This window comes from Enterobacter sp. Ag1, from assembly GCA_000277545.1.
GTDB lineage: Bacteria > Pseudomonadota > Gammaproteobacteria > Enterobacterales > Enterobacteriaceae > Cedecea.
The window spans coordinates 26,626-41,355 of the sequence record AKXM01000043.1 but is presented as its reverse complement, the minus strand read 5'-3'; the positions used below and the strand labels follow the sequence as shown (position 1 = coordinate 41,355).

Sequence of the window (14,730 nt, the reverse complement as noted above, 5' to 3'; positions counted from 1 at the left end):
GTAATGGCCGAAAATTCAGTGTCTCAGGCTGCCAGCGAAAGCTGGCTGGAGCGGCGATTCCAGCTTCGCAGCCGCCAAAGCAAAGTGAAAACCGAATGCCTCGCGGGCATCACTGGCTTTCTCGCCGCCGCCTATTTGCTGGTTGTTATCCCTGGCCTGCTGGCCGTGGGCGGGATGGATAAAGGCGCGGCAACCACCGGGACGATCGTTGTTTTTGTCCTCGGCACGCTGCTGATGGCGTTTTACGGCAACCTGCCGTTTATTGTCGGGCCGGGCATCGGCGGTTCGGTGCTGGTCGGCGTGACGCTTGCCGGGAGCGAGCATATTGGCTGGCAGATTGGCCTCGGCATCGCCTGCTGGTCAGGCATTCTGTTCTTTGCGCTTACCCGTCTTGGCCTGCGTGAAGTGGTCACGCGCTCGGTACCGCAGTCGATCAAGCTTGGGCTGACGGCCTCCATCGGCCTGTTTGTTGCGGTGCTGGGCTTCCGCAACGCCGGGCTGGTGCTCGCCAACGCCAAAACCAACGCGCTGGCGCTCGGTGACTTCACTTCTGCTGGCGCTGTCGTGGCGTTGTGCGGCCTGTTCCTGGCGATTGCGCTTCAGGCTCGCCGCGTGCCGGGAGCCATTTTATGGGCGATTCTGTTTGCCACTCTGGTCGGTATTCCTCTGGGCGTCACTCACCTGCCGCAGAGCTTTATCGCCATGCCGCACTCGCTGACGCCGGTGCTGGGGCACGTGGATATGCTCGGCGCGCTGAATATCGCCTTCCTGCCGTTCCTGTTTGTCTTCTTTGCCTCAGAGTTTTTCTCCACCATGGGCACGACGCTGGCGGTGGGTGGCGAAGCTGGCCTGCTGGACGAACATGGCAACATGCCGCACATCAACCGCCCGTTTATGGTGGATTCTATTGCCGCCGCGCTAGGCCCGTGGGTCGGCATTCCGGCGGCTACCGCGCTGATTGAGTCTTCAGCGGCGGCAGAAGCGGGCGGTAAAACCGGCCTCACCGCGCTGGCGGCAGCGGTAATGTTCCTGCTGATGCTGCTGTTTACCCCGGTGGCATTGATGATCCCGAAAGAGGCAACCGCGCCCGCGCTGATCCTTATCGGCCTGAACATGTTCAGCGGCCTGCGCAAAGTGGATCTGGGCAACTTCACCGAAGGTCTGCCGGTGCTGATGATGGTGATGATCACGCTTATCGCCAACAGCTTCGGGACCGGGATCGCTGGCGGCCTGCTGTTCTATATCATCATTAAGGTGATTGCCGGTAAATGGCGTGAAATCCCGGTGGGGCTTTACCTGCTGGCCATTCCGCTGGCGTACTACTTCGCCACGTTGGTGAAGCACTAGAAACAGAAAAGCCTCTCAAACGAGAGGCTTTTTTCTTAACGGCCAATTTAGCCGTTATTTTGAATCTTCTTGATGATATTGGTGGTGGAGCAGCCATCTTCGAAGTTCAGTACCATCACTTCCCCGCCGTTGGCCCAAACTTCTTTGCTCCCGGCAATCTGTTCTGGTTTGTAGTCGCCGCCCTTCACTAAACGATCCGGCAGGACTTCACCAATCAGGCGCTGAGGCGTGTCTTCTTCAAACAGTACCACCCAGTCCACCGCTTCCAGCGCAGCCAGCACGATCATGCGCTGATCCTGCGGGTTAACCGGCCGGGTTTCCCCTTTCAGGCGTTTGGTTGACGCATCGCTGTTAACCGCGACAATCAGGCGGTCACCCAGCTTGCGCGCGTTGGCCAGATAGGAAACATGGCCCGCATGCAGAATATCGAACACGCCGTTGGTCATCACCACGCGCTCACCGCGCTTGCGGGCAGCGGCAACCGCAACTTTCAGCTCGGCTTCGGTCATCACGCCAAAACCCGTTTCCGCGCGACCGCGCACCGCGTTTTCCAGCTCGACCGGAGAAACGGTTGATGTCCCCAGCTTGCCAACCACCACGCCAGCTGCGGCATTCGCGAAGTAACAGGCTTCTTCCAGCGAGTTCCCCGCCGCAAGCGTTGCCGCCAGCACGCCGATCACCGTGTCACCGGCCCCGGTCACGTCATAGACTTCCTGCGCCTGAGTCGGCAGATGGAAAGGCTCAATGCCCGGCTGCAGAAGCGTCATGCCTTGCTCTGAACGCGTCACCAGCAGCGCCGACAGTTCATAATCGGCGATAAGCTTCATGCCACGTTCCACCAGCTCGGCTTCGGTTTTGCACTTGCCGACCACGGCTTCAAATTCTGAAAGGTTCGGGGTCAGCAGCGTTGCGCCACGGTAGCGCTCAAAGTCTGTCCCTTTCGGGTCGATGAGCACCGGGACTTTGGCTTCGCGAGCCAAGCGAATCATCTGCTGTACGGTCGCCAGAGCGCCTTTTGCGTAGTCGGAAAGCACCAGCGCACCAATTTGCGGCAGCGCCTGGCTGATACGTTCGTGCAGCGGCTCAGGATCGACGCCCTCAAACCCTTCTTCGAAGTCGAGGCGAATCAGCTGCTGGTTGCGGGATAGCACGCGCAGCTTGGTAATCGTCGGGTGAGTCGGAACAGAAACGAAGTCACACTTCACGTTGACCCCGGCCAGGCTCTGGCTGAGCGCGCGCGCCGCATCGTCAATGCCGGTCAGGCCAACCAGGCGAGAATTCGCGCCCAGCGAAGCAATGTTCATCGCCACGTTAGCCGCGCCACCAGGGCGTTCTTCGATGGTATCGACTTTCACCACCGGCACCGGGGCTTCCGGCGAAATACGACTGGTTGGGCCGTACCAGTAGCGATCCAGCATCACATCACCAACCACCATGACGCCTGCACGGCTGTATTCGGGCAGCGTTACTTTCATTCCTGACTCTCCAGCGAGGGATAAAATTTTGCGCGGGATGATAACATAATTACTCTCCCGCGTGCGTTTGCGGCTCGCCAAGCCAGGTTTGCCAGCTCCTACGCACCTGCTCACGCTCTTTCGCAAAGGCGTCCAGCGCAACGTGGCCCGGCAATTCCTGCAGCGCCAGATGGTGCAATTCATCCCGCAGCGTGACATAGGCATGCGTCAACGCTTTGGCCTCGGCTTCATCCATGATGTCGTTCTGCGCCATCAGTTCCAGGATGCGCACGTTATCGGACCAGCGGGTTAGCTTCGGCGCTTCGCTGGCATAGCGCAGCACCAGATATTGCGTAATAAATTCGATGTCGGTGATCCCACCCTCATCGGCTTTAATATCAAAGCGATCGCGGTGCTTATTGCCCAAATGCGCGCGCATTTTTTCACGCATCTCGCGCACTTCTACCTGCAGGGCTTCCCCTTCACGCGGCGTGCACAGGATCTCGCGGCGGATGGCGTCAAACTGGCGGTTAAGCGCCGGATCGCCGTACACCACGCGGGCGCGAACCAGCGCCTGATGTTCCCAGGTCCAGGCTTCATTCTTCTGATAATCAGCAAACGATTCTGCGGTGGTGACCAGCATACCTGCCGCACCGGACGGCCTGAGGCGAGCGTCAACTTCGTACAAAATCCCGGTTGAGGTACGAGTGCTAAACAGATGCATGATGCGCTGCGCCAGGCGCAGATAGAACTGACGGCCATCGATTTCACGCTCGCCGTCCGTCATCACTTCCATCGGGCAATCATGCAGGAAAACCAGATCCAGATCGGAACTGTAGCCCAGCTCCCAGCCACCGAGTTTGCCATAGCCCAGCACGGCAAAGCCGCGCCCTTCTCTGTCCTGCAAATGACGAGGCTGGCCGTAGCGCGCCACCATTTGCGCCCAGGCACGCTGCACCACCGCATCGAGAATCGCTTCCGCAAGCCAGGTCAGATGGTCGCTGACCTTCATCACCGGCAAGGTGCCAGCGATATCGGCCGCCGCCACGCGCAGCATCTGCGCCTGCTTGAACTGACGCAACGCTTCCAGCTGCTGCTCTTCGTCTTCGTCCGGCACGCGCAGCAGATATTGACGCAGTTCGTCGCGATAGGCGTCCATTGCCGTGGGCTGATACAGCGTATTAGGGTCGAGCAGTTCATCCAGCAGCAGCGGATAGCTGGCAAGCTGCGCGGCAATCATCGGCGAGGCCGCACAGAGCGTAATCAGGTGTTTAAGCGCGCCGGGGAATTCACTTAACAGTTCCAGATAGGTTGTGCGGGTGAGGATCCCAAACAGCAGCGGCGTCAGACGGGAAAACGTCAGCGGCGCGTCGGCCCGTGAACAGACTTCACTCAGCAGGTGCGGCAGAAGTTGATCCAGCACCTGGCGGCCACGTGGGCCAATGGTGCGCTTGTCGATCTCCTGCCGGAAATGGCTAACTTGCTTCAGTAACTCTGCCCGCGCCTCAGCGCTCAAATGACTCAGCACCGCCGTGTTTTCATCGGCGTCCAGGGCGTCGATCCACAGCTCGCGCCAGCCTTCAGCAACTTTATCTTCACCGGCCTCCGGCTCATCGTCGCCAATCAGATCGTTAAAGACCTGACGCACGTCGTTCATATGCAGCTGCAGCGTTTGCTGCAGGGCTTCCCAGTCAGTCGCCTGCATCGCCCAGGCCAGCCGGGCACGGTTTAGATCGTCACCGGGCAAGGTCTGCGTCTGCTCGTCGTTGATGCTTTGCAGTAAGTTTTCCAGCCGACGCAGGTAGAGGTAAGCCGCACGCAGTTTCTGGGCATCTTCTTCCGGCAGCAGATGAAGCTGTTGAATGGCTTCCAGGGTAGGCAGCAGCGAACGGGACTGCAGAGAAGGCTCCCGGCCACCGCGGATGAGCTGGAAGACCTGCACGATAAACTCGGTTTCGCGAATGCCGCCGGCGCCGAGCTTAATATTGTCCGTTAGCCCACGGCGACGGACTTCGCGGGCAATCATGCCCTTCATGTTTCGCAGGGACTGAATCACGCTGAAGTCGATGTAGCGGCGGAACACAAATGGCCGCAGCATGTTGCGTAGCTCCTGGCTCCAGACATCGTCGTTGTCGCCCATAATCCGCGCTTTTACCATCGCGTAGCGTTCCCAGTCGCGCCCCTGCTCCTGGTAATAATCTTCCAGCGCGGCAAAGCTCAGTACCAGCGGACCGCTGTCGCCAAACGGACGCAGACGCATATCCACGCGGTACACAAAGCCGTCCTGCGTTGGCTGGTCGAGGACTTTAATCAGGCGCTGCCCCATGCGGGTGAAGAACTGGGCGTTATCCAGTTCACGGCGCCCGCCCTGGGTGGAGCCGTTTTCCGGCCAGGCAAAAATCAGGTCGATATCGGAAGAGAAATTCAGTTCGCCTCCGCCCAGCTTGCCCATGCCAAGGATCAGCAGCGGCTGCGGCTCACCGGCGGCGTTGCAAGGCGTGCCCCATTCGCGGCAGCAGGCGGCATAAAGCCAGTCACGGGCGGCAACAATCAGCGTTTCTGCCAGCACGCTCAGCTGCTGCAGCGTGCTTTGCGTATCCACCTGCTCCAGCGACTGCGCCCAGGCGATACGCACCATGATACGGCGACGGAAAAACCGCAGCGCTTTCATCAACGCCGCTTCGTCGTGCACATCCTGCAGATCCTGCTGCAGCCAGGCGGCATAATGTTGCCATTCGTCAGCCGTAGGGGCGTCCTGCTGCAGGGTTTGCAGCCAGGCGGGATACGCCACCACGCTGTCACCAACAAAATCACTTATCGCCAGCACCGCGCGAGCTTCTTCGCTCAGTGTCAGGGAGTCAATCTCTTGCGGCAGGCGCGGTAAAAACGCCTGCAGGTGCTGCTGTAACAAAGGGGTCAGCGCCATCATGGTGGGTATCCGTTACCAGTCTATTATTTCCCGCTGTGCAGCCAGAAAGGCGCCTGCGAGATCGCTTCGTTTCGGTAATGCTCAATTTCTATGCGCTGGCGGGTAACAATGGCGTGACGCAACCCCTGCCAGTTTTCCAGCCACGGCTGGGTTTGCGCATCGCTGTACACCCCGGCCAGCAGGCGGATAGCATCCGTCTCACGCGCCAGACGCGGTAACTGGTCTGCGTATGCATCCCCCAGCGGGCGCTGGAACGTCTCTTTTAACTCAGCCGCATGGCGGGAAAGATGCGTATCCGCGAAACGTTTAAAGGAACTATCCAGCTTCGCGCGGCCTTTCTCATCAATGAACGGCTGCCACTGGCGCTCCACCAGCCAGCGGGTCAGCGCCAGCTTAGCGCTGCTCGCCTGCGCGCTATAGACAATCACTTCAGCTTTTTCGTCACCGGCAAAGCGTGCTTCGAGCGCAATCAGCTGCTCACGTAAGTGGGTGCTCGCTTTTCTTGGAATGATGCCGCCAAAAAGCGCGAGGGCATGGCGCACCAGGCCCACGGCGTCAATCACCTGCTGCTTAGCCGCTTTCGCGCCGCTAAGCCATAATTCTTCATGGTACAGCCAGTGGGCGAGCGCCAGCTCCAGAGCACCTTCCAGCCCCTGCTCAACGTTGGCTTTAGCCGGCGGATACAGCACGCCCAGCGGTTTCACTTCGCGCACCGCATTGCCCTGGGCCAGGTGATAGCCCCGTGCCGCCTTGCTCAGGCTGCCCTGACGCAGGCCAGGTTCGGTGACCAGACTTTCCGCCAGGGCCAGTAAATCCACCGTCTCACCGCTCAGCAGCTCAAGTTCAAGCTCGCAGATGGGCGTCTGGTGCTCACCGGCTTTCACTTCACCCAGATCCAACGCCAGTTCAATGCGGCTTTCACCGTGAGTAACTACCCACTTTTCGCGCGCAAAATCCGTACTGAACAGCGGCTTCACGTCGGCCTGTAAAGTCGCCACGTCCAGCCCTTCCGGCCAAACTTCTGCTGGCAGTAAAGCAAGATCCAGCTCGGGCTTGCTTAGCGCCACGTTGTATTCAGGGCGCTGATGCAGCCCACCGGTCACTCGCCCGGCGATTTTCATCGTCATTTCGTATTGCCCGGCATCGCCGCGAATACGTAGCCCCATGTCGTGGCGGCGCAGCAGGTTATCCGCCGTTTCATAATAAATATTGAGCAACTGACGCGGGTCGCTGTGCTCGCTCGGCAGGGCATTTAATTTGTCGCGCAGCGCGTCAAGCGCTACAGGATTAACGATGAATTTAAGTTCGATTTCCTGGGCCATGTCTTCTTTACTTATGTTTACGTCACACCAGGCGATCGCCTGGCGAACTAAATAGCGTCGATTAGGTCTGTAATAGTACGACAAAATACCCTGTCGGGTAGCGAATTTGCGGTAGGGCGGGAACACCGGGTGGTCAAATTGACATCAGGATGATTCTCATTCAGGTTTACGGATTGCGCCGTCAGACTGTTGCCACTACTATCGTTCCACACTTTATGAAAATAACGACGAAATAATGCAGAAATTACGCCTGATTTGCCTCACTTTGCTCTCCCTTAGCGTTTCCGTCGTGGCTCATGCCGAAGAAAAACGTTATGTCTCTGATGAATTAAACACCTGGGTCCGCAGCGGCCCGGGCGATAACTACCGCCTGGTTGGCACCGTCAACGCAGGGGAACAAGTCACGCTGCTGCAAAGCAACGAAGAAACCAAATACGGCCAGGTACGTGACAGCAACGGGCGTACCTCCTGGATCCCCCTCGCGCAGCTAAGCACCACCCCAAGCCTGCGTACCCGCGTTCCCGATCTGGAAAACCAGGTCAAAACGCTGACCGACAAGCTGAACAACATCGACACGACCTGGAACCAGCGTACCGCTGAAATGCAGCAGAAAGTGGCCCAGAGCGACACCGTGATTAATGGCCTGAAGGACGAGAATCAGCAGCTCAAAAACCAGCTTATCGTCGCCAAGAAAAAGGTGGATGCCGCCAACGTCCAGCTTGACGACAAACAGCGTGCCATCATCATGCAATGGTTTATGTACGGCGGCGGCGTGGCAGGGTTTGGCCTGCTGATTGGCCTGCTGCTTCCGCACATGATCCCAAGCCGCAAGAAGAAAGACCGCTGGATGAACTAGCGACGGCACATTAGCCGTTGATTCCCCCTCGCATCTACACTTACCATTCGTGGTTCAATAACGGTGCCTGGGGTGTAAAGCGTGAAGATTTATCTTGTCGGTGGTGCGGTTCGTGACGGGTTATTAAAACTGCCGGTTAAGGATAAAGACTGGGTTGTGGTTGGGGCGACGCCTCAGCAAATGCTGGACGAAGGCTACGAGCAGGTCGGAAAAGACTTCCCGGTGTTTCTGCATCCTCAATCCCACGAAGAGTATGCGCTGGCCCGTACCGAAAGGAAATCGGGCCAGGGTTATACCGGCTTTACCTGCTATTCGGCCCCGGACGTCACGCTTGAACAGGATCTCCTGCGTCGCGACCTGACGATCAACGCTATTGCCCAGGATGAGAATGGCGAGCTTATCGACCCGTATAACGGCCTTGCCGATATCGAGCGTCGCCTGCTTCGCCATGTTTCACCGGCGTTCAATGAAGACCCGCTGCGCGTGCTGCGCGTGGCGCGTTTTGCTGCACGTTATGCCCATCTTAATTTCCAGATAGCGCCAGAAACACTCGCCCTGATGCGCTCCATGACGGACAACGGCGAAATTGCGCATCTCACCGCCGAACGCGTGTGGAAAGAGACGGAAAATGCGCTGACCAGCCGCAATCCGCAGGTCTTTTTTGCCGTACTACGCGAATGCGGCGCCCTGAAAGTTCTGTTCCCGGAAATCGACGCGCTTTACGGTGTCCCCGCGCCGGCCAAATGGCATCCGGAGATCGACACCGGTATTCATACGTTGATGACGCTGTCTATTGCAGCGCAGCTTAGCCCGGCGGTAGATGTGCGTTTCGCCACGCTGTGTCACGATCTCGGAAAAGGGCTGACGCCAAAGGAAAAATGGCCCAGCCACCACGGCCACGGCCCGGCGGGCGTTAAGCTTGTGGAGCAACTTTGTGCTCGCCTGCGCGTACCAAACGAGATTCGTGATCTGGCTAAACTGGTCGCAGAATTCCACGACCTGATCCATACCTTCCCGATTTTGCAGCCCAAAACGGTGATCAAGCTGTTCGACGCCATTGACGCCTGGCGCAAGCCGCAGCGCGTGGACCAAATCGCCTTAACCAGCGAAGCAGATGCTCGCGGGCGCACCGGCTTTGAGGCCAGCGATTATCCGCAGGGCAGAATGCTTCGCGCGGCCTGGGTTGCCGCGCAGAGCGTAACCAATAAAGAAGTGATAGAAGCAGGCTTCAGCGGCCCGGCGATCCGTGAAGAATTAACGAAGCGGAGAATTAAGGCCGTTGCGGCCTGGAAGGAAGCGAATTGCCCCCAGCCGCAAGGCTGAGGGCCGCTGCCACTAGGTGAAGATAAAGAACACCACGGCGGCAACAATAAAACGGTAAATCGCAAACGGAATAAACGAAATACGCTTGATGAGTTGCAGGAAGGTTTTGATGGCGACCAGCGCCACGATAAACGCCGTGACAAAGCCCACGGCAAACATCGGCAGATCACCCATCGTCAGGAAGCCGATGCTCTTGTAGAGATCAAGCGCCGTCGCCCCCATCATCATTGGCACCGCCAGCAGGAATGAGAACTCAGAAGCCGCATAGCGACTAACGCCCATCAGCATCCCACCGGAAATCGTTGCCCCGGAACGAGAGAACCCCGGCCAAAGCGCCAGACACTGGAAGCAGCCAATCATAAACGCCTGACGATAGGTGATGTCGTCCACGCCTACGGCACGCGGTACCTTTGGCTTAAAGCACTCGGCGACAATCAGCAGCACGCCGCCAACCACCAGGGCATACATCACGTTGACCGGGTTAAACAGCGATTTAATGGCATCGTGCAGGACAAGGCCGAGCACTACCGCCGGGATCATAGCAAGCAAAATATGAATCAGAGAAAGACGGCCGGTACCTACCCCTTCATGCTCAGGAGGACGACCAAAGTGGATACCAATCAAACCAAACAGACGACGCCAGAACATCACCACCACGGCGAGAATAGAACCCAGTTGAATAACCACTTCAAAGGTTTCCGCCGTTTGCCCCTCGAAGCCTAAAAGATGCCCTACGATGATCATGTGCCCGGTAGACGATACCGGTAAAAACTCCGTTAAACCTTCCACAACGCCAAGAATGGCGGCTATCGCCAACGTTGGTAAATCGCTCATCACTTACCCCTCATCCCGAAAACGAACACAAAAAAACGGCACACGTTTGACGCCTGCCGCAAAAAGATACATCGTTAAGACCAGCCTTTCGCCGTTTGGTTTAACGTTCAGCCCATTATTTGCTTTGTTTCAGATTACCGCCACGCTCGATGATAACGCCCACGTTAGCGGCCTGTGCAACAGCGCCGGGCTTGCTCACCTTCAGCCGAATCCACGGTGAATTAAAGCGGGTCAGCAGCAGTTCCGCAACCTCTTCAGCAACGCGCTCCACCAGCGCAAAACGCCCCCCGCTCACGTGCTTTATAACCGCTTCGCTGACATCCGCATAGCTGAGGCAGTCGCTGACATCATCACTGCCTGCGGCTTTGCGGTTATCCCAGGCCATTTCGATATCGAACACCAGCTTCTGTTCAATGGTTTGTTCCCAGTCGTAAACACCAATAGTGGTGATTACCGAAAGTTGCTCTATAAATACAATGTCCATCACGCCCTGCCCGGTTTTTAGTCATGCCGGATACCACTTCCGGCGAAATATGCGTATTATCCACAGATGCAAAGAAGACTTCGACACTTTCAACATGGAACAGCGTTATGAGTGCAATCGCGCCTGGTATGATTCTCCTCGCGTATCTTTGCGGCTCGATTTCTAGCGCCATTCTGGTGTGCCGCATTGCCGGTCTCCCCGATCCACGCGAGAGCGGCTCCGGTAACCCAGGAGCAACCAATGTGTTACGCATTGGCGGCAAAGGTGCAGCCGTAGCGGTACTAATTTTTGATGTGCTGAAAGGCATGCTGCCGGTCTGGGCGGCCTGGGCCTTGGGTGTGACGCCCTTCTGGCTTGGCCTGATTGCTATTGCCGCCTGCATGGGCCATATTTGGCCAGTATTCTTTAAGTTTCAAGGCGGTAAAGGCGTCGCCACGGCGTTTGGCGCCATTGCACCTATCGGCTGGGATTTAACCGGCGTGATGGCCGGAACTTGGCTGCTAAGCGTACTTCTGAGCGGCTATTCTTCCCTCGGTGCCATTATCAGCGCGCTGATAGCCCCGTTTTATGTCTGGTGGTTCAAACCGCAGTTTACCTTCCCGGTGGCAATGCTCTCCTGCCTGATCCTGATGCGCCATCACGACAATATTCAGCGCCTGTGGCGAGGCCAGGAAACGAAAATCTGGGCGCGATTTAAAAAGAAAAAGAAAAAAGACGAGTCTGAATAAGACAGGATTATTCGAGCCCTGTAGAAACAACAAAGGAGTGATAAATCACTCCTTTTTCTTAGGTAAATCAGCTAAGCACTAATCCTTCCAGTAATTATTCGCCGCAGCAATCGTCTGGAAATGAATCGCGATGACCTGAGATGACGCAATCAGCGCATCGGCATCATTCGCGTAGACCGGACGCAGTTTTTTCAGCACTTCCGGGTCCGGCTGTACGGTTTTGACTCCCCGACGGCTCAGCGTCACCGCCAGTTCATATCCTGCCTGCGGATCGTCAGCGATCAGCGTTGTTAACCATTTATCGCTCATATTGTCCCACTCATTATCGTTATTGTATAAATTGCATTTATTATGCACTTTAAGTGCACGACAGTTATCAACATAATCCTGGCAAAAATCAATAAAAAAGCCCGCTATCTCAGCGGGCTTTAGCTCTGGTTTAACATGTATTCTGTCGTTTACCGCGCGGGGAAAAACATCGCGGCCAGTTCTTTACCCGGCTCATCTGCCCGCATAAAAGCTTCCCCCACGAGGAAGTTGTTCACGCTAGCTTCACGCAGGCGAACCACATGTTCGCGCGTAGCGATGCCTGACTCGGTCACAACCATGCGATCCGCCGGCAGCTGTGCCAACAGGCTGATGGTGGTTTCTATCGTGGTCTCAAAGGTGCGCAAATTGCGGTTATTGACACCGATAAGTGGCGTGGTCAACCGGAGCGAACGTTCCAGCTCATCGGCATCATGCACCTCTACCAGCACCGCCATGCCCAGCTCGTGGGCCTGCGCCTCAAGCTCCTGCATCTGGCCATCTTCAAGCGCAGAAACAATAAGCAGGATGCAATCCGCCCCCATCGCCCGGGCTTCCACAACCTGCCACGGATCGATCATAAAATCTTTGCGTAAAACCGGCAGGTCGCAGGCAGCTCGCGCCTGCTGCAGATAGGCCGCGCTTCCCTGGAAGAACTGTTCGTCGGTTAGCACCGACAAACATGCAGCCCCACCCTGCTGGTAAGAAACGGCTATCTCAGCGGGATTGAAATTCTCACGAATCAACCCTTTCGATGGGCTGGCCTTTTTCACTTCGGCAATCACGCCCGCCAGGCCTGCATCACGCTTATGACGCAGCGCGGCAACAAAATCACGGTGGTTCTGAGCAGCGGCCTGTTCGGCAAGCTGGCTCAGGGAAATTGCTTTTTTGGCGGCGGCAATTTCTTCATGTTTAACGGCGATAATTTTGCTGAGGATATCGGACACAGGGTTCTCCAGGTTCAGTCGGGTATCACCTTAGAGTGCCGGATCCTGAGCTGAAAGTACCGGGCTAAGGCTGCTTTCGTTTGTTGCATATTATTACACTCCAGAGATGCAGCGCGGGATGTGGGGAACTTAAAGTGGAGAGGAACAAAAAAACAGTTTCACCTGCAAAACACTTTTACTGAGGCCAACATCTTGAATACAACATCGCACTCAACGGCGCTGGAAGCATCGTCACAGTGGCTGCAAACGCGGCCGGGCGAAGCTTGCCTGATTCGCGTCTCTGCGGAGCAGACCGGTGGACTTTACTCGGTGGTGGAGATCGTTTCACAGCCGGGCGACGGAACGCCGCTTCACGTTCATGCCAACGAAGATGAGTATGCCCTTGTCCTCGAGGGCACTGCCCGGATTGCCTACGGGGAAAAGGTTATTGATGCCAGCGCCGGCGAATCGCTGCTGTTAAAAAGAGGTATTCCACACGCATGGGCCAACGGAACCGATAAGCCCATGCGGCTGCTAATGACCTGTACACCCGGAGGCGTTGAGCAGGCGCTGCGGCTGATTGCTGCTCAGGATATGGACCAGCTGATGGCCATTGCCGAACAACTCGCAGTGACCGTGCTGGGCCCAACGCCTTTCTAGCCCAAATAAAAAAGGAGTGGTTCCCACTCCTTTTTTCTCGTTTATCAGGCGGCGGGTAGCTCTGCCAGCGGCCAGCGCGGGCGAACGCTAACGCTCAGCTCGCCGGAAGTACCTACTTTGAGGCGAATCATCCCGGCATAGGCGATCATGGCACCATTATCGGTGCAAAATTCCGGCCGCGCGTAAAACACTTCGCCGCGACGTTTGGTCATCATCTCGGCCAGCTTAGCGCGCAGGGTGCGGTTGGCGCTCACGCCGCCCGCCATCACCAGACGTTGAAAGCCGGTATGTTCGAGCGCACGTTTACATTTAATCGACAGCGTATCCACCACCGCATCTTCAAAGGCGCGGGCGATATCCGCGCGAGTTTGATCGTCAGCGTCGTTATCACGAATGGTGTTTGCCGCGAAGGTTTTCAGGCCAGAGAAGCTGAAATCCATGCCCGGGCGGTCAGTCATAGGACGTGGGAAGGTGAAACGCCCCGGCGTACCCTGGGCCGCCATTTTGGAAAGAAGCGGCCCGCCTGGGTAGTCAAGCCCCAGCAGCTTAGCGGTTTTATCGAACGCTTCGCCTGCCGCATCATCGATAGACTCACCCAGCAGTTCATATTTACCAATGCCGGTGACGCTGATCAATTGGGTATGGCCGCCGGAAACCAGCAGCGCGACGAACGGGAACTCGGGCGGATTGTCTTCCAGCATCGGCGCCAGCAGGTGGCCTTCCATGTGGTGGACCGGCACGGCAGGCACGTCCCAGGCAAACGCCAGCGAGCGGCCAATGGTTGCGCCAACCAGAAGCGCGCCAACCAGGCCCGGCCCGGCTGTGTACGCCACGCCGTCGATATCTTTGGCGGTTAATCCAGCCTCTTTTAGGGCAGCCTGGATAAGCGGCACGGTCTTGCGAACGTGATCGCGGGAGGCCAGCTCCGGCACCACGCCGCCGTAGTCAGCGTGAAGTTTCACCTGACTATACAATTGGTTGGCTAATAACCCTTTCTCATCGTCATAAATGGCGATGCCGGTTTCATCACAGGATGTTTCGATTCCCAGTACACGCATGGCTTGTTTTACCTCTTTGGCCCGGCGCGAAGTTTAATCCCGGTGGCTTCCTTTGTAAAACTTTGCTGCCCCAGGACGGGACTAATGGTGTATAATCTGCGGCCCTGGAAGATACCGGCCCTAAAAGCCAGGTTTCTGGTCGTTCGGTGCTTTACAAAGCAGCAAGAGTTGCAGTAAAATTCCGCACCATTTTGAATTAAGCTGGCCTGTATGCCAGCGGCAAACCGAATTATTAAAGGTGAGAGTTACATGCCGGTAATTAAAGTACGTGAAAACGAGCCGTTCGACGTAGCACTGCGTCGCTTCAAGCGTTCCTGCGAGAAAGCAGGCGTTCTGGCGGAAGTCCGTCGTCGTGAGTTCTATGAAAAACCAACGACCGAACGTAAGCGCGCTAAAGCTTCTGCTGTGAAACGCCACGCGAAGAAACTGGCTCGCGAAAACGCACGCCGCACTCGTCTGTACTAATCTTCTGAGGATTCACTCCTCAACATCAGACTGAGTAG

General features: G+C 56.9%; 14 protein-coding genes. 6 read left to right on the top strand and 8 right to left on the bottom strand.

Annotated elements, in window-relative coordinates:
* Positions 1-3: 3 nt before the first annotated feature.
* Entirely contained in the window at positions 4-1,347 is a 1,344-nt protein-coding gene (locus tag A936_RS17220; RefSeq protein WP_008460050.1) for an NCS2 family permease, read from the top strand.
* A 47-nt stretch (positions 1,348-1,394) separates the two neighbouring features.
* Here the strand turns inward: A936_RS17220 and hldE are convergent, their stop codons facing one another.
* The 3 genes from hldE to A936_RS17205 are packed head-to-tail and all read right to left on the bottom strand — an operon-like array spanning position 1,395 to position 7,052.
* On the bottom strand, positions 1,395-2,822 hold the full coding sequence (gene hldE / locus A936_RS17215; RefSeq protein WP_008460049.1) for a bifunctional D-glycero-beta-D-manno-heptose-7-phosphate kinase/D-glycero-beta-D-manno-heptose 1-phosphate adenylyltransferase HldE: 1,428 nt from the start codon (positions 2,820-2,822) through the stop codon (positions 1,395-1,397).
* Between the two features lie 49 nt (positions 2,823-2,871).
* Positions 2,872-5,730, bottom strand: a complete 2,859-nt coding sequence (gene glnE / locus A936_RS17210; RefSeq protein WP_008460047.1) for a bifunctional [glutamate--ammonia ligase]-adenylyl-L-tyrosine phosphorylase/[glutamate--ammonia-ligase] adenylyltransferase — start codon at positions 5,728-5,730, stop codon at positions 2,872-2,874.
* A 23-nt stretch (positions 5,731-5,753) separates the two neighbouring features.
* Positions 5,754-7,052 (bottom strand): CYTH domain-containing protein, encoded by a 1,299-nt coding sequence (locus A936_RS17205; RefSeq protein ID WP_008460044.1) that lies wholly within the window; start codon positions 7,050-7,052, stop codon positions 5,754-5,756.
* Positions 7,053-7,287: 235 nt separating this feature from the next.
* On the opposite strand from A936_RS17205, the gene A936_RS17200 reads away from it, so the two are divergent.
* A complete protein-coding gene (locus A936_RS17200; protein ID WP_008460042.1) occupies positions 7,288-7,908 on the top strand; it encodes a TIGR04211 family SH3 domain-containing protein in 621 nt (206 codons plus the stop codon).
* 81 nt (positions 7,909-7,989) lie between these two features.
* A complete protein-coding gene (locus A936_RS17195; RefSeq protein ID WP_008460041.1) occupies positions 7,990-9,231 on the top strand; it encodes a multifunctional CCA addition/repair protein in 1,242 nt (413 codons plus the stop codon).
* A gap of 12 nt (positions 9,232-9,243) precedes the next feature.
* Here A936_RS17195 and bacA read toward each other — a convergent pair whose 3' ends face one another.
* Together bacA and folB are read right to left on the bottom strand one after the other, a co-directional pair.
* Positions 9,244-10,065: an undecaprenyl-diphosphate phosphatase gene (bacA, locus tag A936_RS17190; RefSeq protein ID WP_008460040.1), complete on the bottom strand. Its 822-nt coding sequence runs from the start codon at positions 10,063-10,065 to the stop codon at positions 9,244-9,246.
* Between the two features lie 115 nt (positions 10,066-10,180).
* On the bottom strand, positions 10,181-10,549 hold the full coding sequence (gene folB, locus A936_RS17185) for a bifunctional dihydroneopterin aldolase/7,8-dihydroneopterin epimerase (RefSeq protein ID WP_008460039.1): 369 nt from the start codon (positions 10,547-10,549) through the stop codon (positions 10,181-10,183).
* A 107-nt stretch (positions 10,550-10,656) separates the two neighbouring features.
* On the opposite strand from folB, the gene plsY reads away from it, so the two are divergent.
* A complete protein-coding gene (gene plsY / locus A936_RS17180) occupies positions 10,657-11,277 on the top strand; it encodes a glycerol-3-phosphate 1-O-acyltransferase PlsY (RefSeq protein ID WP_008460038.1) in 621 nt (206 codons plus the stop codon).
* 78 nt (positions 11,278-11,355) lie between these two features.
* Here plsY and A936_RS17175 read toward each other — a convergent pair whose 3' ends face one another.
* The gene (locus A936_RS17175) at positions 11,356-11,586 is read right to left on the bottom strand and encodes a hexameric tyrosine-coordinated heme protein (RefSeq protein ID WP_008460037.1); all 231 of its coding nucleotides are present in this window, start codon (positions 11,584-11,586) and stop codon (positions 11,356-11,358) included.
* A 149-nt stretch (positions 11,587-11,735) separates the two neighbouring features.
* The gene (trpC, locus tag A936_RS17170) at positions 11,736-12,530 is read right to left on the bottom strand and encodes an indole-3-glycerol phosphate synthase TrpC (protein ID WP_008460036.1); all 795 of its coding nucleotides are present in this window, start codon (positions 12,528-12,530) and stop codon (positions 11,736-11,738) included.
* Positions 12,531-12,722: 192 nt separating this feature from the next.
* Between trpC and A936_RS17165 the strand changes: the two genes are divergently transcribed.
* Positions 12,723-13,169, top strand: coding sequence for a cupin domain-containing protein (locus A936_RS17165; RefSeq protein WP_157141432.1), 447 nt, complete (start codon positions 12,723-12,725; stop codon positions 13,167-13,169).
* Positions 13,170-13,213: 44 nt separating this feature from the next.
* On the opposite strand, the gene tsaD is transcribed toward A936_RS17165, so the two are convergent.
* Positions 13,214-14,227 (bottom strand): tRNA (adenosine(37)-N6)-threonylcarbamoyltransferase complex transferase subunit TsaD, encoded by a 1,014-nt coding sequence (tsaD, locus tag A936_RS17160; protein WP_008460033.1) that lies wholly within the window; start codon positions 14,225-14,227, stop codon positions 13,214-13,216.
* A 249-nt stretch (positions 14,228-14,476) separates the two neighbouring features.
* On the opposite strand from tsaD, the gene rpsU reads away from it, so the two are divergent.
* On the top strand, positions 14,477-14,692 hold the full coding sequence (gene rpsU, locus A936_RS17155) for a 30S ribosomal protein S21 (protein ID WP_001144069.1): 216 nt from the start codon (positions 14,477-14,479) through the stop codon (positions 14,690-14,692).
* Positions 14,693-14,730: the final 38 nt, after the last annotated feature.